The 26,609-nt window shown below is 71.8% G+C and carries 23 protein-coding genes and 1 pseudogene; 9 read left to right on the forward strand and 15 right to left on the reverse strand.

What is annotated here, in order from left to right; translation table 11 throughout:
• Positions 1-104: 104 nt before the first annotated feature.
• Complete coding sequence (locus ACGFR7_RS20970; RefSeq protein WP_393321213.1) at positions 105-1,706, reverse strand: alpha/beta fold hydrolase; 1,602 nt, start codon at positions 1,704-1,706, stop codon at positions 105-107.
• Between the two features lie 213 nt (positions 1,707-1,919).
• Between ACGFR7_RS20970 and ACGFR7_RS20975 the strand changes: the two genes are divergently transcribed.
• Positions 1,920-2,756, forward strand: coding sequence for a class I SAM-dependent methyltransferase (locus tag ACGFR7_RS20975; protein ID WP_393321216.1), 837 nt, complete (start codon positions 1,920-1,922; stop codon positions 2,754-2,756).
• A 31-nt stretch (positions 2,757-2,787) separates the two neighbouring features.
• On the opposite strand, the gene ACGFR7_RS20980 is transcribed toward ACGFR7_RS20975, so the two are convergent.
• Both ACGFR7_RS20980 and ACGFR7_RS20985 read right to left on the reverse strand, forming a co-directional pair.
• Entirely contained in the window at positions 2,788-4,398 is a 1,611-nt protein-coding gene (locus ACGFR7_RS20980) for an MFS transporter (protein ID WP_393321219.1), read from the reverse strand.
• Entirely contained in the window at positions 4,395-5,030 is a 636-nt protein-coding gene (locus ACGFR7_RS20985; protein WP_393321221.1) for a TetR/AcrR family transcriptional regulator, read from the reverse strand. Before ACGFR7_RS20985 ends, ACGFR7_RS20980 begins: the two co-directional genes overlap by 4 nt.
• Before the next feature lie 358 nt (positions 5,031-5,388).
• On the opposite strand from ACGFR7_RS20985, the gene ACGFR7_RS20990 reads away from it, so the two are divergent.
• On the forward strand, positions 5,389-5,886 hold the full coding sequence (locus tag ACGFR7_RS20990; protein ID WP_393321224.1) for a hypothetical protein: 498 nt from the start codon (positions 5,389-5,391) through the stop codon (positions 5,884-5,886).
• A 75-nt stretch (positions 5,887-5,961) separates the two neighbouring features.
• On the opposite strand, the gene ACGFR7_RS20995 is transcribed toward ACGFR7_RS20990, so the two are convergent.
• Both ACGFR7_RS20995 and ACGFR7_RS21000 read right to left on the reverse strand, forming a co-directional pair.
• Positions 5,962-6,114 (reverse strand): hypothetical protein, encoded by a 153-nt coding sequence (locus ACGFR7_RS20995; protein WP_393321226.1) that lies wholly within the window; start codon positions 6,112-6,114, stop codon positions 5,962-5,964.
• Between the two features lie 140 nt (positions 6,115-6,254).
• A complete protein-coding gene (locus ACGFR7_RS21000; protein ID WP_393321229.1) occupies positions 6,255-7,082 on the reverse strand; it encodes an alpha/beta fold hydrolase in 828 nt (275 codons plus the stop codon).
• Between the two features lie 103 nt (positions 7,083-7,185).
• Between ACGFR7_RS21000 and ACGFR7_RS21005 the strand changes: the two genes are divergently transcribed.
• A complete protein-coding gene (locus ACGFR7_RS21005) occupies positions 7,186-8,514 on the forward strand; it encodes a PLP-dependent aminotransferase family protein (protein WP_393321231.1) in 1,329 nt (442 codons plus the stop codon).
• A 92-nt stretch (positions 8,515-8,606) separates the two neighbouring features.
• Here the strand turns inward: ACGFR7_RS21005 and ACGFR7_RS21010 are convergent, their stop codons facing one another.
• The 5 genes from ACGFR7_RS21010 to ACGFR7_RS21030 all read right to left on the reverse strand — a co-directional run bounded on the left by ACGFR7_RS21010 (position 8,607) and on the right by ACGFR7_RS21030 (position 13,823).
• The gene (locus ACGFR7_RS21010; protein WP_393321234.1) at positions 8,607-8,906 is read right to left on the reverse strand and encodes a hypothetical protein; all 300 of its coding nucleotides are present in this window, start codon (positions 8,904-8,906) and stop codon (positions 8,607-8,609) included.
• 171 nt (positions 8,907-9,077) lie between these two features.
• Positions 9,078-10,178, reverse strand: coding sequence for a glutathione S-transferase family protein (locus ACGFR7_RS21015; RefSeq protein WP_393321235.1), 1,101 nt, complete (start codon positions 10,176-10,178; stop codon positions 9,078-9,080).
• Between the two features lie 76 nt (positions 10,179-10,254).
• Positions 10,255-11,226: a non-homologous end-joining DNA ligase gene (gene ligD, locus ACGFR7_RS21020; RefSeq protein WP_393321237.1), complete on the reverse strand. Its 972-nt coding sequence runs from the start codon at positions 11,224-11,226 to the stop codon at positions 10,255-10,257.
• Positions 11,227-11,277: 51 nt separating this feature from the next.
• Positions 11,278-13,563, reverse strand: coding sequence for an MMPL family transporter (locus ACGFR7_RS21025; protein ID WP_393321240.1), 2,286 nt, complete (start codon positions 13,561-13,563; stop codon positions 11,278-11,280).
• A gap of 137 nt (positions 13,564-13,700) precedes the next feature.
• Positions 13,701-13,823: a hypothetical protein gene (locus ACGFR7_RS21030; protein WP_393321243.1), complete on the reverse strand. Its 123-nt coding sequence runs from the start codon at positions 13,821-13,823 to the stop codon at positions 13,701-13,703.
• 454 nt (positions 13,824-14,277) lie between these two features.
• Between ACGFR7_RS21030 and ACGFR7_RS21035 the strand changes: the two genes are divergently transcribed.
• Positions 14,278-15,015, forward strand: a complete 738-nt coding sequence (locus ACGFR7_RS21035; protein ID WP_393321246.1) for an SDR family NAD(P)-dependent oxidoreductase — start codon at positions 14,278-14,280, stop codon at positions 15,013-15,015.
• 308 nt (positions 15,016-15,323) lie between these two features.
• Here ACGFR7_RS21035 and ACGFR7_RS21040 read toward each other — a convergent pair whose 3' ends face one another.
• Complete coding sequence (locus tag ACGFR7_RS21040; RefSeq protein ID WP_393321249.1) at positions 15,324-16,211, reverse strand: polysaccharide deacetylase family protein; 888 nt, start codon at positions 16,209-16,211, stop codon at positions 15,324-15,326.
• Between the two features lie 206 nt (positions 16,212-16,417).
• On the opposite strand from ACGFR7_RS21040, the gene ACGFR7_RS21045 reads away from it, so the two are divergent.
• Positions 16,418-18,352 carry an APC family permease gene (locus tag ACGFR7_RS21045; RefSeq protein WP_393321252.1) on the forward strand — a complete coding sequence of 645 codons (1,935 nt, stop codon included), beginning with the start codon at positions 16,418-16,420 and terminating at the stop codon, positions 18,350-18,352.
• A gap of 127 nt (positions 18,353-18,479) precedes the next feature.
• Here ACGFR7_RS21045 and ACGFR7_RS21050 read toward each other — a convergent pair whose 3' ends face one another.
• Positions 18,480-19,226, reverse strand: a complete 747-nt coding sequence (locus tag ACGFR7_RS21050; RefSeq protein ID WP_393321255.1) for a hypothetical protein — start codon at positions 19,224-19,226, stop codon at positions 18,480-18,482.
• A gap of 346 nt (positions 19,227-19,572) precedes the next feature.
• Between ACGFR7_RS21050 and ACGFR7_RS21055 the strand changes: the two are divergent.
• Together ACGFR7_RS21055 and ACGFR7_RS21060 are read left to right on the forward strand one after the other, a co-directional pair.
• A pseudogene (locus tag ACGFR7_RS21055) lies at positions 19,573-19,791 on the forward strand (gamma-glutamyltransferase); the annotation flags it as partial.
• Between the two features lie 185 nt (positions 19,792-19,976).
• Positions 19,977-21,464, forward strand: coding sequence for an amidase (locus ACGFR7_RS21060; protein ID WP_393321258.1), 1,488 nt, complete (start codon positions 19,977-19,979; stop codon positions 21,462-21,464).
• 157 nt (positions 21,465-21,621) lie between these two features.
• Here the strand turns inward: ACGFR7_RS21060 and ACGFR7_RS21065 are convergent, their stop codons facing one another.
• The 3 genes from ACGFR7_RS21065 to ACGFR7_RS21075 all read right to left on the reverse strand — a co-directional run bounded on the left by ACGFR7_RS21065 (position 21,622) and on the right by ACGFR7_RS21075 (position 24,222).
• On the reverse strand, positions 21,622-22,176 hold the full coding sequence (locus ACGFR7_RS21065; protein WP_393321261.1) for an isochorismatase family protein: 555 nt from the start codon (positions 22,174-22,176) through the stop codon (positions 21,622-21,624).
• 85 nt (positions 22,177-22,261) lie between these two features.
• Positions 22,262-23,794, reverse strand: a complete 1,533-nt coding sequence (locus tag ACGFR7_RS21070) for an MFS transporter (RefSeq protein WP_393321264.1) — start codon at positions 23,792-23,794, stop codon at positions 22,262-22,264.
• Positions 23,791-24,222: a MarR family winged helix-turn-helix transcriptional regulator gene (locus ACGFR7_RS21075; RefSeq protein ID WP_393321266.1), complete on the reverse strand. Its 432-nt coding sequence runs from the start codon at positions 24,220-24,222 to the stop codon at positions 23,791-23,793. Before ACGFR7_RS21075 ends, ACGFR7_RS21070 begins: the two co-directional genes overlap by 4 nt.
• A gap of 168 nt (positions 24,223-24,390) precedes the next feature.
• Between ACGFR7_RS21075 and ACGFR7_RS21080 the strand changes: the two genes are divergently transcribed.
• Together ACGFR7_RS21080 and ACGFR7_RS21085 are read left to right on the forward strand one after the other, a co-directional pair.
• Positions 24,391-25,233 carry a nitrilase-related carbon-nitrogen hydrolase gene (locus tag ACGFR7_RS21080; RefSeq protein WP_393321269.1) on the forward strand — a complete coding sequence of 281 codons (843 nt, stop codon included), beginning with the start codon at positions 24,391-24,393 and terminating at the stop codon, positions 25,231-25,233.
• Complete coding sequence (locus ACGFR7_RS21085; protein ID WP_393321271.1) at positions 25,230-26,552, forward strand: aspartate aminotransferase family protein; 1,323 nt, start codon at positions 25,230-25,232, stop codon at positions 26,550-26,552. Before ACGFR7_RS21080 ends, ACGFR7_RS21085 begins: the two co-directional genes overlap by 4 nt.
• Positions 26,553-26,609: the final 57 nt, after the last annotated feature.

Raw genomic sequence — 26,609 nt, forward strand, 5'->3', positions numbered from 1 at the left:
CTTTCCTCGGAGCTTCGCAGGCGCGAGGTGGTGCGTGCCGTCCCCGTCCGCCGACGTGGTGGAGACCAGGCCGACCCGTCACCCACCCGTCAAGGAGGCACGGCCTAATCGCGCACCGGCACCGACACATAGGACGGGTCGTTCGCCGGGGAGGAGAACGTCAGCCGGGCGCCGCTCGGGTTGTGCTCGTTGTACAGCGGGTCGACGGTGTCGACGACCACCGCGAGACGGTGGCCGGCCGGGACGTCGTAGGCCGTGGAGAACAAAGCCAGGTCGACGCCGAACGGCTGGTTCGGCGTCTTGTCGTGGAAGGTGTACGGCGCATGGGTGACCAGCTTGCCGATGCCGAGCGGGCCCACGTCGTAGAGGTAGGCGATGGCGGTGCCGCTCTCCGCGGTGCTGGTCAGGGTGGTGTGCAGCCGGGTGGTCCCCCTGACGCGCTGCCCGGTGCCGTAGCGCTCGGACTGCCAGACGGCGGCAAGGGAGCGCGGCAGCAGAGGGATGGAGGCCATCGGCGGCAGCCGGAGGAACTGGTCCAGCATGCTGGAGAGGATGACCAGCCCGCCGTCGGCACCGGAGTCCCAGTTGGTGTTGATCTGCTTGCTGTCGCCGAGTTCGATCCGGCGCTGGGCGGACGGAACGTCCTTCCAGCTCTTGTAGCTCTCGTACCCGCCGGTGGAACGGGACTTGAGCAGCACCGGCGACTCCCGGTCGATGCCGTTGTCCGTGCCCTTGAGGTAGTGGTCGAACCACCGCTGGGTGTCGGTCCAGGTGTCGTTGGGCAGCCCGAACAGCCCGAGCCCTTCGGCCGTGGCGTGATCACCGGGACGGAATTCCAGCCGCTTGGGGCCGGTCAGTTTCTCGTAGAAGTCGGCGGTCTGGTTGGGCGGGAAGATGGAATCGCCCCAGGCGTTGCCCAGCATGACGGCGGCGCCATTGGCGTTGATCTTGTCGAGATACGTGGCGGGGGAGCGTTTGCGTCCCCACGCGATGAGGTCCTGCTCCTTGTCCAGGTTCGAGGCCAGGAAGTCCTTCATGATGGTGCGGAATTCGGGGCTGGGGCGCCCGGTCAGCTCGCCCGTGCCGCCCAGGAACGACGCGGCCTGCCGGTGCTCGGTGCGGCCGCTGTAGATCGAGCCGACGAGATCGCCCCAGCCGCTGAGCGCCGCAACCGCCTTGATCCGCTTGTCGAACGCGGAGGCCAGCAGGCTGATCCCGGCACCGTAGGAGACCCCGCCCATCCCGACCTTCTGCGGATCGGCCGGTGTGTGGGCCAGCGTCCAGTCGATGACCTTCGAGGCGTCGGCGACGTCCTTCGGCCCGGCGGTGTCGATCTCCCCGCCGGACTGCCAGAACCCGCGCGAGTTGTATCCGACGACGACGTAGCCCGCCTCGGCCAGCTTCTTGGCCTGCGCCATGTACTCGATCTGCGGCATCGACCAGCTGGTGGGCAACACGATGACGGGGTAGCGCCGGGTGCCGTCGGCACCGGCCGGAGTGAAGACATTCGCCTTGAGAGTGGTGCCGCCGTCGCCCTGGATGTCGACGAACCTCACGGAGGGGGAGCCCGACGCCGCTGCCGCGGAGGCGGGTTGGGGCGTTGCCGCCTCGGCGGTGGCCGGCGCGCCGGCGAGGACCGTGGTGGCCAGCACCGCCGCGGAGACGGTACTGATCGCGGCGCGCAGTGTCGTACGGGAGGGCCTCATCTTCTGCTCCAGATCTCGATGCGGGCCGTCCGCACGCTGTCCGAGAGGGACAGGTGGGGCGTACGGTGACCCGATTTTGACTGGAGAGTAAGGTCCACTCCTTACCTGAGGTAACCCATCGGTAGGTTACGGGTGGGTAACGCCCTTGTGTCCAGGGGGAGTCGGGGCGGGAGCGGGCGAGAATGGGTGGTGCCGGCCAGGGGAGGGGGAGGGGTGCCCGAGACACCGTTCGATGAGAGTGAGCGTCAGGCCTGGGCGGGGAGTGCTGCCGCGTACGAGGCGGGGTTCGGCAGGCTCTGCGCCCATGTGGTCCCGTGGTTGCTGGACGCCGCCGGGGTGGCCGGGGGCGCGCGGGTGCTCGACGTCGGAACGGGGACCGGCTCGGCCGCCGCGGCGGCCTGTGTGCGCGGGGCGCGGGTGGTGGCCGTGGATGCCGAGCCCGATATGGCCCGGCGGGCTGCCCGCGCGGTCCCCGGCGCATGTGTTCATATCGGTGCCCTACCCCAACTTCCTTATGCGGACGGTCAGTTCGACGCCGTGGTCGGAAACCTTGTGCTCAATCACGTGGGGCGGCCCCGCGCGGCCCTCGACGAGCTGCGCCGGGTGACCCGGCCGGGCGGCCGGATCGCGCTGACGCTCTGGGCGGCTCCCGCCGCACCGGGGCAGGCACTGCTCGGCCGTGCCGTACAGGCGGCCGGAGTGTCCCGTCCGTCGTTTCTGCCCCCGCTCGCCCCCGAAGACGACTTCCCGCGCACCGCGGAAGGACTCGTCGACCTGCTGCGGGAAGCGGGGCTGGCGGAGGCGGCCTGCCGCCCGGTGTCCTGGGACCACCACACCACGCCGGTGGAATGGTGGAGTGGTCCGGCGGCAGGGGTGGCAACCATCGGCCGGATCGTGCGGAGCCAGGGGGCAGTCGTGGCCGAACGTATCCGTCAGCACTTCGTCGTGCTGGCGGCGGAGTTCACCGAGGGTGATGGCCGGCTGGCGCTTCCGCACCGGGCGCTGCTGGCGTCCGGGCGGGTGGCCAGGCCGGGGCGGGCCGGCGCCTGATGTCCGGTGGAGGCGGCTGGAAGTATCGGACTTACCCTCGAACGGGACCGGGGCCTCGATCCCGGCCTCGTCCAGGGCGAGGTTCTGCCGGGCGGTCGACTGCTGGCCGGTTGAGAACCGCTGGTCGATTCGATCGATTGACGACAGGTGCTGGGGGGCGTGTGGCGGACCCCTCGGTCGTCGGCGCCGCGGCGCGAGCCGCCGGCTCGATACGGCGACTTCCGGGTGTGGAGATGGCGATGTTGCGCATGAGGAGAAGTGCCACGAGGGCGAGCAGCCCGGCGATGGATCCGCTCCAGGCGATGGTGGATCCGATCGCAGCGGTGGGCGTGGCGTGATAGCTCATCAGGGACTGGCCGAAAGCCAGGCCGAACGCGCCGCCGATCTGCTTGGTGAGGGCGGAGCCCGCGGTGGCGGTACCCATGTCGGCGTGAGGGACGCAGTTCTGGGTCGCGATGGTGATGCCGCCCATGGCCGGTCCGGTGCCCAGTCCGGCGATCAGCAGCCATAGGCACGTCCATGCCGGCGGTGTCGCAGGGTCCAGAGCGAAGAAGCCGGCGGTGCCGAGGGTGAGCAGTCCGGCGCCGGCCAGGAGTGCGGGCTTTGGGTGTCCGCTGCGCAGGACGGCGGTGGCGGTGAGCCGGTTGCCCAGTGCCATACCGATGAGCAGGGGGAGGAGCAGGAGGCCGGAGACGGTGGCCGAGTGGCCGCGGACGTACTGGAAGTACAGGGGAAGGAAGACGCCGACCGGCAGCGCGGCGACCTGAAAGAAGAACCCGGCGGCCAGGAGGGCGCTGTAGGTGCGGTGTTGGAACAGTCGCATGGGCAGGACGGGCACGGCCGCGCGCCGCTCGACGGGAACAAGCAGGGCGAGGAGAGCCAGGCCGCCGAGCAGGCAGCCTGCGACGGTGGGATCGGTCCAGGACAGGGGTTGCCCGGAGGTGGTGTTGCCTTTGAGGCTGAGGCCGGTCAGCGCCAGGGAGAGACCGGCAGCGAGCAGTGCGATCCCCGCGGCATCGAGGCGGCCGGATGGTGCTGTGGTGGGGCGGTGGTCGGGCAGGAGCCGGGCAAGGACGGCCGAGGCGGCGAGGCCGATGGGGAGGTTGAGCCCAAACGCCCAGCGCCAGCCGGCGTGGTCGGCCAGCAGGCCGCCGATGATCGGGCCGCCCACCATGCCGAGCACCATCATCGTGGCCAGGATCGTCTGCATCCGGACGAGGCCCTGGGTCCGGGAGGGCGGGTGGAGGTCGCGGATCAGGGCCATGCCGAGGGTGAGCAGGGCTCCGGCGCCCAGACCCTGCAGGGCGCGGGAGGCGATCAGCACCGCCGTGGAGTCGGCCAGCCCGCAGGCGAGTGAGCCGACCAGGAAGACGGTGAGTCCGCCGAGCAGTAACCGGCGGCGGCCGTACAGGTCGGAGAAGCGGCCGTAGAGCGGGACGCTGACCGAGGAGGTGAGCAGGTAGGCGGTGACGAGCCAGACATACCAGGAACCGTCTCCGCCGATCTGCTCGACGATGCGCGGCAGGGCGGTGCCGACCACGGTGCCGTCCAGCATGGCCAGGAAGGCGCAGCCGAGCAGGGCGAAGGTGATCACCGTCCGGCGGCGGGGGGTGAGCGCGTCGTATGCGTCAGGTGTGGTCATCGGGCCTCCCCGGGCGTGGTGAGCGCGCCGTTCAGGAAGAGGCCCACCAATTCTTCGGTGGTCAGTGGGTCCGGGGCCCCGGGACGGCCGGCAGACATGAGCATGAGCTGGAAGGCGTCGGCAAGGCGTTCCGGCGCCAGCCGCAGGGTGTCCCGATCGGGTTCGAACAGGGCGGCCAGGGCCGCCCGCGGCGCAGCAAGGCCCGCCTCGCGATCCAGGGAGCGACCGTCCTTGCCGGATGCGGACGGTGCGGGGCGTTCCAACCGCCCGGCCGCAGCGAGCGCTCCGGCGACCGCGCCCATGCGTGTCATGTAGCCGTGCATCACCTCGGCCGCCTCGGTGAGCCGTGCCGTCAGTGGCTGGTCCAGTGCGACCGATTCCAGGTGGGCGACGGTGTCATCGGGACGTACCGCCTCGGCCATGCAGGCCGCGAGCAGGGCGTCCTTGTCGGCGAAAGCCCGGAAGATCGTGCCCTCTCCGATGCCCGCGGCGCGGGCGATCTTCGCGGTGGACACGGAGGAACCGTACTCGACGACGAGGGGAAGGGCAGCAGCGACGATCATCGCACGGCGCCGGTCGGGTTCCATGGGCGCCGCACGGCGCCGGGGAGGAGTGGGGGAGGTCTCTGTCATGCCTCCAAAGTACGGAGTGAGTGCTCACTCCGTCAATTGCTCATGGTCAACGGAGCGTTGGTCATTCGTCGATGCTGTCGTCGCGCTCGTGGAGACGGCCGGCTCCTGGGCGCGCAGCGGGCGCGGGTCGGCGTCGACCCGGGGAGAGCCGCAGAAGCTGTATCGCACACTCCTGCAGGATTGTGGCCGACGCACTCGGAGTTCGGGTTGCGAGGCTTCAGGGGGGCCGCGTGCTCGCACACGGTGGCATCGGGGTGAGCCCGTTGATCAATGCGTAGGGAGATGCAGGCCCTCAGTGTGCCAAATTGTGCTGAGTAGGGCGACGGTAGCGGGTGGAGCGTGGCCCTAAGGTGCTCGGGTGAGCAGTGCGATATCGCGTGAGGCGAGCAGGAACAGGAATCAGCAAAAGAAGCCGAAGCCGGCGTTGGGCCGGCGGGTTACCGGGCTCCTGCTCGGACTCGTGCTCACGCTTGTCGGCGCCGCAGCGGTCTTCGTCAACGCTGTCCACGGTGTGCAGGCAACTGGCCTGGCAGGCACACGGGGCACCTTTACGGTCGACTACTGCACCGACACCAACCCCAGCAGGAAGAACTCCGACTACGAGTGTGGTGGCGATTTCATCCCTCGTGGTCGGGTTGCCGACGACGGGTGGAGCGGAACGTTGGAGAACGCGGAGGACTATCCGGCCGGCGAGGAGCTGGACGTGGTCGAGGCCTGGCTGGGCAGCGACATGCACTTCCGGGAGGTCGGGATCGGGGCGACCTTGGCTTCCGCGATGTGGCTCTGCTTCGGGCTGGTGATCCTTGCCATGGGGGCTTCCCAACTCCGCAACAGGGGCAAGAGCTTCACCAAGTAGGTCACGGGCGATTGCGGCGCGCCGTCGGCTACAAGGGTGTCGGCCCGCAGCCGTCGCCGGGCGGACCGCTCGAAGTCACTGCTCGTCCGGCCCGGGCGCCGAACGCAGAAAGCGGCTTCCGCCGCCCGGGCCCAGGTCCGGGCGGCCGTGGCCGAACGTATCCGTCAGCACTTCGTCGTAACGGCGGCGGAGTTCACCGAGGGCGAAGGCCGGCTGGTGATTCCGCACCGGGCGTTGCCGGCGTACGGGCGGGTGGCGGGGCCGATGCGGGGCGGGGCGGGCCGGTGCCTGATGATCCGGAGGCGGGAGCCCGGCCACGACTCCGCGGGGCGGGGACGCGGTGGTGGTGCGCGCGGCCTCGGTGCCGTTCAGCCGTGCGGCGTGCTCGTTGCTGCGGCATGGGGCAGTGAGTTGAGGAATTCGTGGAGTGCCGCGTTGAAGGTGCGCGGTTGCTCCAGGTTCGGCATGTGGGCCGCCTGTTCGATGATGGTCAGGCGGGAATCCGGGATGCGTTCGTGGAGGTCACGGGCGTCGCTCACCGGGGTGTAGGTGTCCTCGGTGCCGACCATCACCAAGGCGGGCACCGTGATGCGGGACAGCAGCTCGGTGTAGTCGGGGCGTTCGGCGCGGCCGCGCAGGGCGGCGGCGGCACCTTCGGGGGGCGTGGCGGTCATCATCCCCAGGACGTGCGCGGCGACGTCCGGCCGGGCGGCGATCGTGTCCGGGGAGACCATCTTGGCCAGCACCTCGTGTGCGTAGCTGTCCATTCCCTCACGGAGCAGCCGCTCCGCCATGTCGTAGCGCGCGCTCTTGCCGTCCGGGGTCTCCGCTGCGGCGAAGGTGTCGGCGAGCAGCAGGGCGCTGATCCGTTCCGGGAAGAGGCGGTAGCACTCCATGACGATCTGACCTCCCATGGAGAGGCCGCCGAGGACGCAGCGCTCGATCCCGAGGTGGTCGAGCAGGTCGACGAGGTCCCGGGCGAACGTCGCCAGCGGGGTCGCGCCGGGGAGCACCGTGCTGTCCCCGTAGCCCCGCAGGTCCGGGGCGATCACCCGCCGGCCGGCCCGGCTGAAGTACTCGGTCTGCGGGCGCCACATCGAACGGTTGAAGGGGTGTCCGTGCACGAGCATCAGGGGCTCGCCACTGCCCTCGTCCTCGTACCCGACGGTGATCTCTCGGTGAAAGACCGATCCCATGGAAGGTGTCCCCTCTGCTGCGGCTTGACTCCTCGATGCTATAGAGGGCAATCGCTCGGCACAATATTAATAATGTACTCGGTGCAATGTTGGAAAGGGATCGATGGACGACTATCGCGTGATTGCCGATGAGCTCGCGGCCGACATCGCTGCCGGCCGGCTCCGCCCCGGGGACCGGCTGTTGCCGCTTCGCAGGTTCGCCAGGAACCGGCGCATCGCCAGTTCCACGGCGGCCCGGGTGTACCGGGAATTGAGCCGACGTGGCCTGACGGTGGGGGAGGTCGGCCGCGGTACCTTCGTCCGCACCGCCGCGCCCGCGGCCGAGCCCGCCCTGGCCGAGCCGGGGGAGGCCAGGGTCGATCTGGAGATGAACTTCCCCGTTCTGCCGGACCACCCGGCGCTCCTCGCCAAGAGCCTGGAGCATCTGGTGCGCCCCGACGCCCTCGCCGCCGCGCTCCGCCCGGTGGGTGCCGCCGGCACGGCCGTGGCCCGCCGGACCGCGGCCGCCCACCTCGCCCGCGCCGACTGGGCACCGGACCCCGGGCGGCTGCTCTTCGCGGGCAACGGCCGGCAGGCGGTGGCCGCGGCGGTCGCCGCACTGGTCCCGGCCGGTGAACGCCTCGGCGTCGAAGCGCTCACCTACCCCGTCGTCAAGGGCATCGCGGCCCGCCTCGGCGTCACGCTCGTCCCCCTCGCCATGGACGAGCACGGTCTGACCCCCGAAGCGCTGCGGGCCGCCGCTCCGCTGCGCGCCGTCTACCTCCAGCCGGCCCTGCACAATCCGCTCGGCACCACCATGCCCGGGCCTCGTCGCACGGAACTCGCCGCCGTTCTGCGGGAGTTGGACATCCATGCCATCGAGGACGCCATCTACGGATTCCTCCGCAACGACCTGCCGCCCCTCGCGGCCCTCGCGCCGGAGCGCACCGTGGTCGTCGACAGCCTGTCCAAGCGGCTCGCGCCCGGCCTGTCGCTGGGGTTCCTCACGGTGCCCACGGGCACCACCCAGGACTTCGCGACCGCCCTCAGGTCGGGGACCTGGGCGGCTTCCCGCTTCGCGCTCGACGCCGCCACCCGCTGGATGGCCGACGGCACCGCGGCGGCCATCGAGGAGGAGAAGCGCAGTGATGCCGCCACGCGCCAGCGGATCGTTGCCGAAAGGCTCGCCGGCTTCCGGGTCCGGGCCGATCCGCGGGCGTATCACTGCTGGTGGGAACTGCCGGATCCCTGGCGGGCCGATACCTTCGTCGCCGCCGCTGCCCGCCGCGGCATCGCGGTCACCCCGTCCGGGGCGTTCGCCGTCGGTCCGGGCCATGCGCCGGGCGCCGTACGCCTGGCCCTCGCCTCGCCGCCCGTCGGCACCCTGGCCGGGGCGCTCGATGTCCTGGCCGGGCTGGCGCGGGGGATGCCGGAGGACACCGCGCCGGAGTGAGGGAGGGGGCGGTTCGCCGCGGTGCGGTGCAGGTGCCCGGGCAAGTGCCCGATGCAGATGCCCGGCTCTGGCGCCCGGTCCGGGTGTCCGGTTCAGGTGCCGCTCATCAGCTCCGAGAGACCGGTGCGCCATTCGTCGGCGTTCATCACCGGCCGCAGCGAGATCTTCGCGTTCAGGTCCATGAAGAAGGATTCGAGGAGAGTCGGCATCTGCGAGGACTCCCTCATGTCGAAGTAGAAGAAGGCGGTGCGCTCGCCGTCGTCGAGGGTGAAGTAGGCCGCCTCCGGCCGCAGAGCGGCGAAGGCCGACTCCATGATCTTCGACAACTGGCCGCTCTGGATCAGTTCATTGCCTGTCCGGGTAGGTATCCGGGCCGTCAGGACCATCCTCATCGGGCTCACTCCTCGTTGGAGTGTGTGGATCGTGGAGGGAGGGGAGTGGGGGTGGGGAGGGGGATCGTTGTCTGCTTTCAGGGTCTCATGCTCCGGGAGCTTGGGCCCGGTCCGGCGGCCAGGAGCCGGCGAGGCGGCCGGGACCGCTTCGACGGCCGGCCGGGGCCCGCTTCAGAAGCCGCTCGGCGCAGGGTCGGGTCGTCCGCTGGGCGGGACCTCCTCGGCCGGCGGTACCGGGCCGGGCGGGGTGCCGTCGCCGAACGGCCGTCCGCCCAACTCCTCACGGTGGTGCGGGGTCAGCCAGCCGGAGAGGTCCGGTCCGAGCGGGACGATGCCGGTCGGGTTGATGCCCGTGTGCACCCGGTAGTAGTGCTGCTTGATGTGGTGGAAGTCGACGGTGTCGCCGAAGCCGGGGGTCTGGTAGAGGTCCTTGGCGTAGGCCCACAGCACCGGGTCCTCGGCCAGCTTGAACCGGTTGCACTTGAAGTGCCCGTGGTAGACGGCGTCGAAGCGGACCAGGGTGGTGAACAGCCGGATGTCGGCCTCCGTGAGGGTGTCGCCCACGAGGTAGCGCCGGTCGGCCAGCCGCTCGGACAGCAGGTCCAGGCGCCGGAACAGATCGTGGAAGGCGGCCTCGTAATCGCTCTGACCGGTGGCGAAACCGGCCCGGTACACCCCGTTGTTGACGTCCCGGTAGATGCCCGCCATGACCACATCGATCTCCTCGCGCAGCGGCTCGGGGTAGAGATCGGGTGCGCCGGGCCGGTGCAGCGCCTGCCACTGGGTCGCGAAGTCCAGGGTGATCCGCTGGTAGTCGTTGGTGACGAGCTGCCCGCTGGGTACGTCCACGACGGCGGGGACGCTGACGCCGCCCGGGTAGTCCTTCTCGCGGGCGTCGTAGGCCTCGCTGAGGAAGCGGATGCCGAGGACGGGGTCGCGGCCGTCCGGCTCCAGGGTGAAGCGCCAGCTGCGGTCGTCCTGGATCGGGTCGGTGAGGGCGAGCGAGATCGCGTCCTCCAGTCCGAGCAGCCGTCGGGAGATGACGGCGCGGCTCGCCCAGGGGCAGGCGCGGCTGACCACCAGGCGGTAGCGGCCGGCCTCGACCGGCCAGCCGTCGCGGCCGTCCGCCGTGATGCGGTCCGCGAAGTGGCTCTTGGAACGTGTGAAGGGCTTCTTGCCGTAGGCCGTGTTGCCCTCGGTGAGGGCGGGCGAGGCGTTGTCCGTGGCGCTGACTGTGTTGCCGCCTGTGGTGCTGTCGGTGGGGCGGTTCATCGCCGGCTCCTTCCGTCTGCCGTTGCGCGGGGTCTTCAGTGCGAGCCTTCCCGGCGCGGCGCCGGTATCCCCGCACTCAGCCGAGGTGGGTGAGATCGGGGCGCAGCCGGTGCCAGATCGGATGCCGCAGCCGGCCGGCCGAGGTCCAGCCGCTCAGCGTGATCTCCGCGACGAGCCGGGGCTCGGCCCAGTGAGCGCCCGGTGTGTCCACGGGGTTGAGGAACGGGGAGTGGTCGAGCGGGATCACTCCCAGGTATTGCGCCAGCTCCTGCCGCTCCCGGCCGGACAGCCCCGAGCCGACGGAGCCGACGTACCGCAGCCCGGCGGGTTCGGCGACGCCCGCCAGGACGGAACCGGGCAGGCCGGCCAGCCCGCCATGGCCTTCGGTCCAGCCCCCGATGATCACATCGAGGGTCAGCAGATGTTTCGTCTTGCGCCACTCGGGTGACCGGACGCCCGGCAGATACGCGGAGGTCAGCCGCTTCGCCACCACACCTTCGAGGCCGCCTTGCAGCGAGGCCTCCCAGGCCTGCTGCCCATGGCCCTCCACATACTCGGGCGCCGACCAGTTCGGACCGCGCAGCCGCAGCGCGGACAGCAGCCGGCGACGCTCGTAGTACGGCGAACCGAGCAGCGATCCGTCCAGGTACATGAGGTCGAAGAGGACGAGCTGCACGGGGTACTCCATGGCGAGCCGGGCCGTGCGGCGTGGGTTCACCACGCCCATCCGGCGCTGCAACAGCCCGAAATCGGGACGGCCACGCCCGTCCAGTACCACCACCTCACCGTCGAGGACCGCGGACCGGCCCCGCAGTTGTTCGCCCAGCGGCCCCAGTTCCGGGTAGGTCGTGGTCGCGTCGTTGCCGGCCCGGGTGATCAGCCGGATCGTCCCGTCGCCGGGAGTGTTGACGATGCAGCGCGCACCGTCCCATTTGGCTTCGAACGCCCAGGCCGCCTCCTCGTGCTCGGCGGGCAACGGGCCGACCGTGGCCAGCATCGGCCGGATCACGGGGTACGAAGCCGAGCCGGGCTCGGCGGACGGGGCCATATGTCGATGGTCGTCGGATCCGGGGGCGCTCGCAGATCGGATGGGCGCCGGTCAGGCCGATCGGGCCGATCCGGCCGTCGGGAGCTGTTCGTCGCCCTCCGTCCGTACGTGCGGCAGGATCCGGTCCAGCCACCGAGGCGTCCACCAGGCCGCCCGGCCCAGCAGCGTCATCACCGCGGGGACCAGCAGCAGCCGGACCACGGTGGCGTCGATCAGTACGCTCACGGCCAGGCCGAGGCCCAGCATCTTCACCACGACGTTGTCGCTGACGATGAACGCGGCGAAGACGCTCACCATGATCAGCGCGGCACAGGTGATCACCCGGGCGGTGATCTCCAGCGCGTGCGCCACGCTCGCCTTCGCATCACAGGTGCGCAGCCACGCCTCGTGCACCCGCGACAGCAGGAAGATCTCGTAGTCCATGCTCAGCCCGAAGATGATCGCGAACATCATCATCGGCACATAGCTCTCGATCGGCACCGTGCCCGAGACCCCGAGCGCCGGGCCGCCCCAGCCCCACTGGAAGACCGCCACCACCACCCCGTACGAGGCGGCGATCGACAGTACGTTGAGCACCGCCGCCTTCAGGGCGACCAGCACCCCGCGGAAGACGATCAGGATGATGAGGAAGGCGAGGGCGACGACCACGGCGATGATCAGCGGGAGCCGGCTGGCGACGAGGTCGAGGAAGTCCACCTGGCCGGCGGTCGTGCCCGTCACATAGCCGTGCGCATCGGTTCCCCGCACCGCCTGCGGCAGGAGGTCGTGCTTGAAGCGGTTGACCAGGTCCGTGGTGTCCGCGTTCTGCGGGGCCTGGGCGGAGTACGCGGTACCGCTCAGCACCGCGCCGTCCGGGGTGGCCTTCAGCGGGGTGACGAAGGAGGCGCCCGGCACCTTCGTGAGCACCTTCCGTGCCTGTGCCGCCAGCATCGGGCGGTCCGCCTGCGGGACGGCGGACTCGTCGATGACAAGGGTCAGCGGGCCGTTGGAGCCCGGTCCGAGTGCCGAGGACATCAGGTCGTAGGCGCGCCGGTCGGTGAAGGACCTGGGGTCGGCGCCGTCGCCGATATGACCCAGCTGGATCGAGAAGACCGGCAGGGCCAGCACGACGACGATGAGCACCCCGCCCGCCAGGTACCACCAGGGGCGGCGCTCCACCCGCTGCGCGTAGCGGTGCCAGGTGCCGCGGGCCTCCTCGCCCGGTGCGGCGTCCGTCTCGGCGATCGGTCTGCGGACGCGGAGCCGGTCGATGCGGCGGCCGATCAGCCCGAGCAGCGCCGGTACGAGGGTGAGCGCGCCGAGCACCGCGGAGACCACGGTGATGGCGGCCGCCACGCCCAGTTTGCCGATGAAGGAGAGGCCCGAGACCCAGAGCCCCATCAGCGCGATGATGACCGTGCAGCCGGACACCAGGACCGCCCGGCCGCTGGTGGCCACGGCCTTGCCCGCACCGGTGACCGGGTCCGCACCGTCCATGAGGTTCTGCCGGTGCCGGGTGATCAGGAACAGCGCGTAGTCGATGCCGACGCCGAGGCCGATCATGGTGGCCAGGGTGGGGGAGACGGTGGCGAAGACGAAGACGGCGGCGAACAGCCCCAGGCAGGCCAGTCCGCAGAAGGCGCCGACCAGCGCGGTCAGCAAGGGCACCCCGGCGGCCGGCACGCTGCCGAAGCCGACCAGCAGCACCAGGATCGCCAAGGCGAAGCCGATCACCTCGCTGACGAGGTCATTGGGCGCGGGCCGGGCCAGCTCGCCCAGCGGCCCGCCGTACTCCACCTCCACGCCGGCGGAGCGCAGCGGCCGCACTGCCGCGTCGACACCGTTCAGATAGTCCGGGGCGAGGGTGGACGGCTGCACGCCGAACCGCACGGTGAGGTACGCGGTGCGGCCGTCGGTGGAGAGCGGCCCGACGTCCGGTGTGCCGGGCGGCGGTTTGGCGGGGGGCGCGCCGGGCGGGGGCAGCGGGTTCTGCACGGAGAGCACCTTCGGCAGCTTGCCCAGTGCGGTGACGGCGCTGTCGATCCGGCTGCGGTAGGCGGTGAGCGGTGCGGACCTGTCGTGCAGGACGACCTGGCTGCTGTAGCCACCGGCCTTCGGCTCGTGCTTCTGCAGCACCTCGCGGCCCTGTGTGGACTGGACGCCGGGCAGCGCGAAGTTGTCGGAGTAGTCACCGCCGTAGGCGCGCTGCAGCACCTGGAGTCCGGCCAGGGCGACCAGCCACAGCACGATGACGAGGACGCAGTGCCGGGCACACCACTCGCCGGTGCGGCGCAGCACTCCCTTGGAGCGCCGGGTGCCCGGCGCGGCGGGAGCGCTCGGGGTCTTCGGCAACGACATGCGTGCTCCCGGTGCGGGCCGGCCCTCCTGGCACAGGCGGACACACAGCATTCAACGGCGGTTTTGCCGCCGCGGCATGCCCACAGGGGGAGACGGGTGCCGCCCGAACGGGTGCGCCCCCGCCCCCGGAGCCCCGGTCACCCGCCCGGCGGGAGCCCGTCCTCGCGGAACACCAGCAGATAGCGCCAGAAGAGCAGCCGCCGGATCCGGCACCCGGGAAGCAGCGCGGCGGCGTCCCGGCGAATCCGGGACAGCGGCACGTCCGGCGGTGCGACGGGGCCCGTACGGGAGCGGCACCGGCCGGACGGCGGCCCTCCGCGACGGCGACGGCGAGACGTGCCACCGCGTTCACCGGTACGGCCGCCAGGCTCCAGGCCCAGTCGGCCGCCGACTTCTCCGGATAGCAGCCCAGGATGACCAGCACGCCACCCGGCGCCAGCGCCTTGCGCAGCCCGAGGGGCGCGGTTGTCCGGCGGGCGGTCTGCGGTCGTCCGGCCGGCGGTGCGTGGTCGTCCGACCAGGGGGCGTGTTCGTCCGGCCGGCCGCGCCGGTGCCCGGCGCGGCTCTCTACGATTCCCTCCGCACGTGTGTGACATGGCACGAGGTAAGGATTGATCTGTTGATGAACCATCCCTGGTCGTTTTCCGAGCGGTCGCTGTCCCGTAGCGGTGGTGGCGGCGCGAGCCGTCCGCGCGCCGGAGCGGAGGGCGTCCGATGAGCCGGGCGGTGCTGGTGACCGGGGCTTCGCGGGGAATCGGCCGGGCGGTTGCCGAGATCTTCGCCGCGCACGGCGACCGGGTCGCCCTGCATTACGCGTCACGGCGGGCGGCGGCGCAGGAGGCGTTCGAGGGGCTGGCGGGGAGCGGGCATGTGCTGGTGCAGGGGGACGTGAGCACGCCGGAGGGGGCGGCGGCGATCGTCGAGGCGGCCGTGGACGGACTGGGCGGCGTCGATGTGCTCGTCAACAACGCGGCCGCGAACCGGGCGCATCCACTGGACCGTACGTCGTTCGACGACTGGCGGAGCGCCTGGCGGCAGATCGTGGACGTGAACCTGCTGGGGGCGGCGGACGTCACCTACCACGCGGCGCGCAGCATGATCGAGCGGGAGGTGGAGGGACGGATCGTCAGTATCGGGTCGCGTGGGGCGTTCCGTGGTGAGCCGGATCATCCGGCGTACGGCGCGTCCAAGGCGGCGCTGCACGCGATGGGGCAGTCGCTGGCGGTCCACCTGGCGCCGTACGGCATCGGCGTGGCATCCGTGGCCCCTGGTTTCGTGGCCACCGAGCGGGTCGCGGACCGCCTCACGGAGGAAGTCCGGCAGCAGAGCCCGTTCGGCCGGGTCGCCACACCGCAGGAGGTGGCGTCCGCCGTCCACTACCTCGCCTCACCGGCGGCGGTCTGGGCCTCCGGGACGGTGCTCGACGTCAACGGGGCGTCGTATCTGCGCTGAGCTCCGTCTCCGCAACGGGGAGGAAGAGACGACGGGGCAATGGCGGCAGGGGGGCGGGGCAAGGACGGGAAAAGGGGAAGCCCCGGCCGAACGGGGGAATTCGGCCGGGGCGGCTGTGGGGGCGCGGGCGGTGACGGCGGTGGCCTGCGGGCCTGCTGCCGTGCGGCGGCGGGCCGGCTTCCCTGGGGGAGGGCCCTCGGACGCCGTCGTGCCGGTGCCCGCTTCCAATTGAACGATAAACCATAGGGTGGGCTTCCGGAGCATCGGGTGACCGCTCTCACCCGACGCCTGCCGTCGCCGCTCGGCCCTCAGGGATCGATGCGGATCGGACGGTACCCCTCGTCCAGCAGGCGCGGCAGATACCACTCCAGAGCCGCGACGGTCTGCCGGCGGTCACCGCCCCCGTCGTGCGACAGGACGATCGCGCCGGGGTGCATCGCGCCCAGGACGGTGTGCGCGATGGTCCCGGCCCCGGGGAGGGTCCAGTCCTGCGAGTCGATCGCCCAGCCGACCGGGGACATACCCAGGTCGTTGCAGATGCTCAGGGCGGGGCCGTCCCACTCGCCGTACGGGGCGCGGGCCAGGGCGGGGGCGGTGCCGAGAATGTCGTCGAGCAGGCTGCTGGTGCGGCCGAGTTCGCTGCGGACGGCACCCGGCGGCAGTGCGGTCAGCTGCGGATGCGTCCAGGTGTGATTGCCGACGGCGTGGCCCTCGTCGGCGATGTCACACAGCAGCCCCGGGAATTCGATGGCGTTCTCGCCGATGACGAAGAACGTCGCCCGGACGTCGTGCCGGCGCAGAATCCGCAGGACATCGGGGGTGTGGAAGGGGTGGGGCCCGTCATCGAAGGTGAGGAAGACTTCGCGGCGGTCGGTGGAGAGGTGGAAGGCGACCTCGGGATGCGGTGGCGAGGCGCCCGGGCCGGACCGGGAGGTCTCGCCGGCCATCGGGCGGAGCCGGTAGGACCGCGGGTCGTGCGAAGCCCCGGCCGGACCGCCGGCCGGACCGCCGGCCGGGGCGGGCCCGGCCGGCACGGCGTGCGGGGCCGGCGGCCGGGGCCGGGCCCGTGGCGGACCGCCGGTCTCCGGAGCGCCGCTGCCGGCCGGAAGCAGAGCGCGGCCGGCGGAGAGCACCCCGACCGCCACCGCGGCCTGCACGAACCTCCGCCGCGTCTTCGTGCGCTGATCGGATGCCATCCTCCACGTGCTCTCATGCGGCCCGCGGCGGGAGCGGGAACGACACCGGCCGGGCCGCGTTCCGCACCCGATCGGCTCGCACGGGACGCGCGGGGAAGGGGCCGGGGACCTGCCCGCGGGAGGGGTCGCCGGCCCGCGGCCGCATGGCGCGGCGGCTCCGCGAGCCTCCCTCCGCCTCCGGCAGGAGGCCCATAGTTTGTCCGCCTATGAGTCCATTCTTCAGGCCGAAACGGATGATGGTGGGCCGTCCGCTGGACAGTGCGCGGCTCGGTGAGACGCTGCTGCCGAAGCGACTGGCGCTGCCGATCTTCTGCAGCGACCCGCTCTCCTCGGTCGCCTACGCCACCGAGGAGATCCTGCTGGTCGTCGGCCTCGGTGGGGTCGCGCTGCTCCATCTGACCTGGTACGCCGCGGCCGCCATCGTGCTGGTGCTGGTCGTCGTGGTGGCGTCCTACCGGCAGACCTGTTACGCGTACCCCGGGGGCGGCGGGGCCTATATCGTCAGCGCGCAGAACCTCGGGCGGAACGCGGCGCTCACCGCCGCCAGTGCGCTGCTCGTGGACTATGTGCTCACCGTGGCGGTGTCCGTGGTTTCCGGCGTCGCCGCGATCACCTCCGCGATTCCGTCGCTCGGCGGCCATGACATGGCGCTGTCGGTCGGGTTCGTGGCGCTGCTGGCGATGATGAACCTGCGCGGCGTGCGGGAATCGGGGCGGGTCTTCGCCGTCCCCACCTACGGGTTCGTCTTCTTCATCTATCTGATGTTCGTGTTCGCGGCGGTGCGGATCGCCACCGGCGCGACCCCGCGCGCGGAATCCGCGGAGCTGCCGCTGCACGCCGTCTCCTCCTACACGGGCCTGGCGCTGGTCCTGCTGGGGATGCGGGCCTTCGCCTCCGGCTGCACCGCCCTGACCGGCGTCGAGGCGATCAGCAACGGAGTGCCCGCCTTCCGCAGGCCGAAGAGCCGCAACGCCGCCACCACGCTGCTGGTCATGGGGTTCTTCTCGATCACCATGTTCGCCGGGATCACGGCCCTGGCCATGCTCTACGACGTGCATGTCGCGGTGGAGCCCACCGAACTGGGGCTGCCGCCGAACACGCCGACCTCCACCGCCCTCGCCCAGATCGCCCGCGCCACCTTCGGCGATCTCACCGTGCTCTTCTATCTGCTGCAGGCGTTCACGGCCGGGGTGCTGATCCTCGCCGCCAACACCGCCTTCAACGGCTTCCCGATGCTCGCGTCGATCCTCGCCGAGGACCGCTACGTCCCCCGGCAACTGCACAACCGCGGTGACCGGCTGGTGTTCTCCAACGGCATCATCCTGCTCGCGCTGGCCGCCATCGGGCTGATCATCCTGTTCAAAGCGGAACTCACCCACCTCATCCAGCTCTACATCATCGGCGTCTTCGTCTCCTTCACGCTCTCCCAGACCGGCATGGTCCGGCACTGGCGGACCGTACTCGCCGAACGCGGGCTGCCGGCCCGGGAACGGGGCCGGCACCGGCGCTCCCAGGCGATCAACGCGGTCGGCGCGGTACTGACCGGTGTGGTCCTGGTCGTCGTCCTGATCACCAAGTTCACGCACGGCGCCTGGATCGTGGTGATCGCCATGCCCCTGCTCTTCATGGGGATGCGCGCGGTGCACGAGCACTACACGCGGGTGTCGCGGGAGGTGGCCGTCGCCCCGGACGCGCGGCCCTGGGACCCCGCAGGAAACTATGTCCTGGTGCTGGTCAACGCGTTGAACGCGCCCACGCTCAAGGCCCTCGGCTATGCCCGTGCGATGCGTCCCACCTCGCTGGACGCGCTGATCGTCGCCATCGATCCCGGCGATGTACGCGGGCTGCGCGAGCAGTGGGACGCCCATGACATCGACGTACCCCTGCGGGTGCTCAGCGCGCCCTACCGGGACTTCACCCAGCCGGTGATCGACCACGTCCTGGGCGTCTGTGCACGGCATCCGGGCGGCGCCGTCACGGTCGTCATCCCCGAATACCTCGTCGGGCGCTGGTGGGAACAGCCGCTGCACAACCAGAGCGCACTGCGGCTCAAGGCCCGGCTGCTGTTCACGCCGGGGGTGACGGTGGTCAACGTGCCCTACCGGCTCCCGTCGGGCAGGGCGCGCGACCGCAGCGCCTAGCGGAGACACCCCCCAGCAGACCGGGCGCGGACGGGCGGACGGGCGGACGGGCGGACGGGCGAGCTGACCGCCGGACCGGGCCGCCGGGGCCCCGCCGGCCCCGCCGGTCCTGCCGCTCCCGCCGGTCTCAGGCCGCCGCCCGGTGGCCCTTCGGCTCGGCGGCGGTGAGCGCGGCCTTGGTGACATCGGCGACCAGCTCGACGACGTCGGGCCCGTACGCCTGCGAGTTGACCACCTTCAGCAGCAGACAGAACTGGCCGTCGGTGCCGTGCTTACGGGCCAGCCGGGCCCGGTTGCGGACCAGATGGCGGACGGCGGCCCGGTGGGTGACCGGCCGCTGGCCGGCCGCCAGGAACACCGGGCGGTCGCCGCCCTCACCGGCGGTCAGCCGCGCCAGCAGGACATATTCGACCGCGCCGGGCTCCACCCGGTACGCCGTCCCGCCGATCGTGAAGGTGCCGCGGCCCGCGCCGGACTCGTCGCCCGGGTGCACCGCGACACCCGGCAGCAGATTGGCCAGATGGGCCGCCAGCCGCCGGTGCGCGGTCGGGTCGCCGACACAGAACTCGGTGCGCGCCCCGAAGCCCTGCAGGCCGGTGTCGTGCGGGGCCACCTCGGGGTGCGCACCACAGTTCTCGATCACCGCGGCCAGCCCGAGCAGCGCCAGGGCGTCATGGCGGGGGATGCTCCAGTGCGCCGAGGAGTTGTCCCGGTGGGTGACCAGCACGCACTCCGAACCGTCCGGCAGCCCGAAGAAGCCTTGTTCGCGGGTCAGCTTCCGCCGGACCGTCGCCGCGTGCACGGCCCAGCCGGCCGCCAGGCCCACGATCAGGGCCACGGCCGCCGCGGTCAGGAGCAGCAGGGTGTCGTCCATGGCCGGGGAGCGTAGCGGCTCACCGGGTGGGTGTTCGAGGGCGGGGAGGGGCCCCGGGGCGGCTTGCCCCGGTCCGTACCGGCCTACCTGATCCGTACGGAAAAGGGGCAGCTGATCCCTGCCGTCCTCAAGGCCGACCGGCCGTCCCGCGCCGACGCCGTCAGGCGAAAAGCCCTCTGTCCGCGGGCTGTTGGGCCGGGTAGGCTCCGGCCCCTGCCGCCCCCCGTGCGCACGCTCGGGAGGAATATCCGGTATGAGCAGAGCCCGACGCCTGCCACGGTCCTGGGAGCGGCCGCCGCGCCGCCCGGCTCCCTGGCGGCGGTCCCGGCCGCCGCCGCGCCACCTGGGCAACGTCGCCGCCTGCACCCTGACCATCGAGCAGACCGGCGGCAGCGGCATCGTCGTCCCGCACCGCGGCTTCCTGCTCGACGACGAGCTCACGGACTTCTCCTTCGCGCCCGCGGATCCGGCGGTCCATGACCCCAACCTTCCGGGGCCCGGCGAGCGGCCGCGCTCGTCCATCTCGCCGGCGGTCGTGCTGCGCCACGGCCGGCCGGTGGTGGCGCACCGCTCGTCCCGCCGCCGGCTCGTGACCGGGCGTCACACTGCCGGAAACACGGCGGGCCGCTGTGTGCCGTCCGTGTGTCGTCTATGTGGCGCACCGCGCGGCATCGTTGATGGCCCTCGCCGAGACGATTAGCCTCCTGGGACCGTTCGTTCGAATGAGCGGTCCCAGGGAGGGCACGCAGCGTGAGCGTTGACGAGAGTCAGGACAGCGAGACCGGCCCGGCCCCGGCCCGGCGCACCGGCGCCGAGGCCGGGGAGTGGGAAGGCCTCGCCGAGCAGGCGCGGGCGCTGGCCGAGGGGCGGGTGACCTCGACCGCCCTGGTACGTCGGTCGCTGGAACGCATCGAGGCCACCCAGGCCAGTGTCAACGCCTTCCGGCGGGTACGGGCCGAGGCGGCGATGGCGGAGGCCGCACAGGCCGACCGCAGGCTGGCGCACGGCGAGCGGCTGCCGTTGCTCGGGGTACCGGTCGCCGTCAAGGACGACACCGATGTGGCGGGTGAGCCCACCGCGTTCGGCTGCGCCGGCGAGTTCCCGCCCAAGGAGCGCGATGCCGAGGTCGTCCGGCGGCTGCGCGCGGCCGGAGCGATCATCGTCGGCAAGACCAACGCCTGCGAACTGGGACAGTGGCCGTTCACCGAGGGCCCGGCCTTCGGCAACACCTGCAACCCGTGGAACCTCGCCCACACCCCGGGCGGCTCCTCCGGAGGTTCGGCCGCCGCGGTCGCGGCCGGGCTGGTACCCGCCGCGCTCGGCACCGACGGCGCCGGTTCGGTCCGCATCCCCGCCGCCTGGTCCCATCTCGTCGGCATCAAACCCCAGCGCGGCCGGATCTCCACCTGGCCGGACCCGGAGGCCTTCCAGGGCATCACCGGGATCGGACCGCTGGCCCGTACGGTCGAGGACGCGGCGCTGCTGCTGGACGTGGCCAGCGGCAACCACAACGGCGATCTGCACCGGCCGCCCGCCATCGCGGCGCGCGAGGCGGCCGGCCGCGACCCGGGCCGGCTGCGGATCGCGCTCTCGTGGAAGGCCGCCTTCACCTTCACCCCCAAGCCGCTGCACCCCGACGTCCGGGACGCGGTGACGGGCGTGGCCCGCACCCTGGCCCGGCTGGGGCACTTCGTGGAGGAGGCGGAGCCGGACTACGGGCTGGTCGGACTGGCCTTCGTTCCGCGTGCCACGGCCGGGGTGGGGGAGTGGGCGGGCCGGGTCCCCGACCCCTCCCTCCTGGACCGGCGTACGCGGGAGGCGGCGCGGATGGGCCGGTTGCTCGGCGGGCCCGTACTGCGCCGGGCACGGGCCGTCGAGAGGCGTCAACAGCGCCGGATCGGCGCGCTGTTCGGCCCCTATGACGTCCTGCTGACGCCGACCACCGCCACCCCGCCCCCGCGGATCGGTACGCTCGCCAAGCTCAGCGGCTGGCGTACGGATCAGGCCATGATCGCAGCCTGCCCGTACGCCTGGCCGTGGAACGTCCTCGGCTGGCCGGGCGTGAGCGTCCCCGCCGGATTCAGCGCCGGAGGTCTGCCGCTGGGTGCCCAGTTGCTCGGCCCGGCCCATGCCGAGCCGCGGCTGATCTCGCTGGCCGCCCAGCTCCAGGACGATCTGCGCTGGCACGAGCGGCGGCCTGCGGAGCATCCGGCGTCGCCGGACGGCGCACGACCCTGAGGCGTACCTCCCTGAGACGTACATCCCGCGAGGCAACACCCCTGAGGCGGACATCCCCGGCGACGCACGTCCCGTGACACACACCCCTGAGACCCGGGCCCCCGAGGCGTACCTGCCCGCGGCGGACGTACGCCCCCCGAGATGCTTGCGCCGCGCCTCAGCCGAGGAGTTCGAGGATCGCCTCGGTGGTATCGGTCTCGCCCAGCCGCGGGAAGATCTTCTCCAGGCTGTTGCGGTGTGCGTCGGCGTCCAGGTCGGTCATCGCGTCGGTGGCGAGGGTGACGTGGTAGCCGTGCTCGTGCGCGGCACGGGCGGTGGACTCCACCCCGATGCTGGTGGCGATGCCGGCGAGGACGACCTGGGTCACCCCGCGGCGGCGCAGCTCCAGATCCAGGTTCGTGCCGTGGAAGGCGCCCCACTGCTGCTTGGTGACGAGGATGTCGCCGGGCTGCCTGTCGAGCTCGGGCACCAGCTCGGCCCAGTCGGCGGGCGGGCTGCCGGCGGGCCGCGCGGTCTGCGTACGGCCCGGGGCGCCGCCCGCGACGTTCACCAGGACGACCGGCAGTCCGCGCGCACGGAACGCGGTGGCCAGCCGCGCGCCCCGCTCGACGACCTCCTTGGAGGGCACCGGCGCGCCGGGCAGAGCGGCGATGCCCTTCTGCAGGTCGATCAGTACCAGGGCGGTCGTGGTGTCGAGGGTGGTGGCGGGCATGGGTGCTCCTTGTGTGGTGATGGGCGGTGGAGATGGTGGAGGTGGTGCGGGTGTGGCCGTTGCGGCGGGTGACCGGTGGCCGGATTTAGACGCCGCTCCCGGTGGCCCCGGCCCGCAGACCGCGATCGGCGAGGGTCAGGACGAGCAGCGCCAGGCCGAGCACGATGCCGATCAGCGCGATCTCGTGCAGCCCGGAGTCCGAGGCGCGCTGCCCGTAGAGCAGCCCGATCAGGCCGGACGCGGTGATCGCACCGAGGTACTGGGCGGTGCGCTGGAGCCCGGCCGCCGCGCCCACGCCGTCGGCCGGGGCCTGGGCGTAGACGGCGGCCTGATTGCCGGTGGAGGCCAGGCCCTGCGGGATACCGAAGAGCGCCCCGGCACACAGCAGCGCGACCAGCGGGCCGGTGCCCTGCAGCAGGAGGAAGACCGCGCTGCCCAGGGCGAGACACACCGCGGCGAGGGTCAGCGGAGCGCGGATGCCCTTCGTCCGGGCGCCGACGAGCGAGCAGACCGCGGCCGCCAGGGACATCGGCAGCATGATCAGTCCGGCCTGGAAGGACGAGGCCCCGTACGCCTGCTCCAGCCACTGGCTGAAGCCGTACAGCACGCAGTAGATGACCAGATAGGTCAGTCCCTGGCGGAGGTAGGTGCGCACCAGTGGGCTGTTGTGGGTGAGCATCCGCAGGTCGATGAAGGGTGCCGGGTGGCGCAGCTGCCACCACACCAAGGCGCCCGCGAGCACCCCGGCCGGTGCCAGGAGCAGCCACTGCGGGTCCGCCAGGCGCAACAGGAAGACCATGGCGCAGGTGAGCGCCGCGGCGAACAGCGCGATACCCAGCGGGTCGAGGGAACCGGAGGCGGGCCCGGCGCGCTCCGGCCGGGCGCCCTTCCGGTCGGCGGGGAGCCAGGCGAGCGCGCCGAGCAGAGCGAGCAGCGCGAGCGGGACGTTGACCGCGAACACCGCGCGCCAGCCGGCGGTCGCGGCGAGCAGTCCGCCGAGCGTGGGGCCGACGGCGGCGCTGCCCAGCGCGGCGAGCGAGAGCCGGCCGAGCACCCGGCGGGGGGTGGCAAGGCCGGTCCGCCGTGACTCGGCGCGCAGCACCGCCATCGCGGCGGGGTAGGCCGCCGCGGTGCCGATCCCGAGCACGACCCGGGAAACGATCAGCAGCGCGAAGGTGGGCGCGAGCGCCCCGACGACGCCCGCGGCGCAGACGGTCAGCGCGCCGGCGACGAACACTCGGCGGGGCCCGACGCGGTCCGCCAGCCGCCCCATCGACGGCTGGCCCACCGCGCTGGCGAGGTACATCGCGGAGATGAGCCAGGCGGTGTCGGCGGCACCGACGTGAAAATCCTGGCCGATGGCCACCAGGGCGGTGGCGATCATCGTCGAGTTGATGGGGTTCAGCAGCGAGCCGAGCAGCAGGGGCGCCATCAGCCGGGCGCCGAAGGCCGGGCCGGAGCCGGTGGCCGTGTCGGGGACGGTGGCCGTACCTGGGCAGCCCGTACCTGGGCCGCCCGCGCCCGGACCGGCCGGGGCGGGGTGCATCCCGGCATCCGTCCCGGCATCCGTCCCGGCTTCCGTCCCGGCTTCCGCTCCGGCCTTCCTCCTGGTGTTCATTCCGGCATCAGCCGCCGTATCAGCGCGGTGGCCGACTCCAGGGTCTGCTGCTCCTGCGGAGTCAGCCGGTCGGCGATGGCCTCGGCCAGCCAGTTGTGCTTGGCCTGCCGTACGACGGCGAGCACCCGGTGGCCCTCCTCGGTCAGCGAGAAGACCACCTGCCGGCCGTCCGTCGGATGCGGGTTGCGGGCGAGGATGCCGCGCTCCTCCAGCGCCCCGACGGTCAGCCGCATCGACTGAGGGCGGACCAGCTCGGCGCGGGCCAGGGCGGCGATGGTGGCCTCGCCGTCGGTGTCGATCCGGCTGATCACCGCGCGCTGGGTCGGGGTGAGCTCCCCGTGCGGCGAGGCGGCGCGCAGATGTCGCATGAGCAGGGAGACGGTGGCGCCCAGCTCCGTCGCCAGGCGTTCCTGGTCTTTTTCCGGCATATCTCCAGCGTAAATATCGACAGGGAAACTTGCAAGTTTTCCTGTCGATATCGCGGACGCGCCATGCGGAGATGGTCTTGCCACGGTGCGTGACGGGGCTTACGGTCACCTCCACACGCGTAGATCCCGCGCGGGCTGCAGGCTGACGCATCGACAAAGGAGCAGCTCATGGCCGATGTTGTGCGTGCCGCACTGGTCCAGGCGACCTGGACCGGCGACACCGAATCGATGATCGCGAAGCATGAGGAGTACGCCAGAGCGGCGGCCGCGCAGGGCGCGAAAGTGATCGGCTTCCAGGAAGTCTTCAACGCTCCGTACTTCTGCCAGGTCCAGGAGCCCGAGCACTACCGCTGGGCCGAGCCGGTGCCCGACGGGCCGACCGTACGGCGGATGCAGGACCTCGCCCGCGAGACCGGCATGGTCATCGTCGTCCCGGTCTTCGAGGTCGAACAGTCCGGCTTCTACTACAACACCGCGGCCGTCATCGACGCCGACGGCACGGTCCTGGGCACCTATCGCAAGCACCACATCCCGCAGGTCAAGGGCTTCTGGGAGAAGTACTACTTCAAGCCGGGGAACGCCGGCTGGCCGGTCTTCGACACCGCCGTGGGCAAGGTCGGCGTCTACATCTGCTACGACCGCCACTTCCCCGAGGGCTGGCGGCAGTTGGGCCTCAACGGCGCCCAGCTCGTCTACAACCCCTCCGCCACCTCCCGCGGCCTGTCCGCCTACCTCTGGCAGCTGGAACAGCCCGCGGCGGCCGTCGCCAACGAGTACTTCATCGCGGCGATCAACCGGGTCGGGGTCGAGGAGTACGGCGACAACGACTTCTACGGCACCAGCTACTTCGTCGACCCGCGCGGCCGGTTCGTCGGCGACGTGGCCAGCGACTCCAAGGAGGAACTGGTCATCCGCGACCTCGACTTCGATCTGATCGACGAGGTCCGCCAGCAGTGGGCGTTCTACCGCGACCGCCGCCCCGACGCGTACGACGGGCTGGTGCAGCCATGACCCGGACCCCCCATGACCCGGCGAGCCTGCACGCCCGCCACCAGGCCGTCCTGCCCTCCTGGCTCAGCCTGTACTACGAGCGGCCTCTCGAACTCACCCACGGTGAGGGCCGCCACGTCTTCGACGCCGAGGGCAACCGCTACCTCGACTTCTTCGGCGGCATCCTCACCACCATGACGGCCCACGCGCTGCCCGAGGTGACCAAGGCAGTCAGCGAGCAGGCCGGCCGCATCATCCACACCTCCACGCTCTATCTCTCGCGCCCCATGGTCGAGCTGGCGGAGCGGATCGTGGCGCTCTCCGGCATCCCCGATGCCCGGGTCTTCTTCACCACCTCCGGTACCGAGGCCAATGACGCGGCCCTGCTGCTGGCCACCACGCACCGCCGCTCCAACCAGATCCTGGCGATGCGCAACAGCTACCACGGCCGGTCGTTCTCCACCGTCGGCATCACCGGCAACCAGAGCTGGTCCCCGACCAGCCTCTCGCCGCTGCAGACGCTCTATGTGCACGGCGGGGTACGCAGCCGCGGCCCGTACGCCGGGCTGAGCGACGCCGCGTACATCGCCGCCTGCGTCGCCGACCTGGAGGACATGCTCCAGCAGACCGCGGGCGGCGTCGCCGCGCTGATCGCCGAACCGGTCCAGGGCGTCGGCGGGTTCACCATGCCGCCGGACGGCCTCTACGCCGCGTTCCGCGAGGTGCTGGCCCGGCACGGCATCCTCTGGATCAGCGATGAGGTGCAGACCGGCTGGGGCCGCACCGGCGACCACTTCTGGGGCTGGCAGGCGCACGACGGCAACGGCCCGCCCGACCTGCTCACCTTCGCCAAGGGCATCGGCAACGGCATGTCCATCGGCGGGGTGGTGGCCCGTGCCGAGGTGATGAACTCGCTCTCCGCGAACTCCATCTCCACCTTCGGCGGCAGCCCCGTCACCATGGCCGCGGGCCTTGCCAACCTCAACTACCTCCTCGAACACGACCTCCAGGGCAACGCCCGGCGGGTCGGCGGCCTGCTCATCGAGCGGCTGCGGGCGGTCGCGGCCGGCGTCGATCTCGTACGGGAGGTGCGCGGCCGCGGCCTGATGATCGGCATCGAACTGGTCAGGCCCGGCACCGACGAGCGCTCACCCGAGGCCGCCTCGCTGGTCGTGGAGGCCGCCAGGGAACGCGGCCTGCTGGTCGGCAAGGGCGGCCAGGGCGGTGCCTCGCTGCGGATCGCACCGCCGATGACGCTGACGGTCGCCGAGGCGGAAGAGGGCGCGGAACTGCTCGCGGACGCGCTGCGGTCGGTGCAGGGGATGCCGGCCACTTCGTAGCGGCCGCCGCCGTGGCCGGGGCGGGGGCTTCACGCCGAGGGGCGCCCCCGCTCCTGC

This window comes from Streptomyces sp. NPDC048516 (assembly GCF_043199875.1).
Lineage (GTDB): Bacteria > Actinomycetota > Actinomycetes > Streptomycetales > Streptomycetaceae > Streptomyces.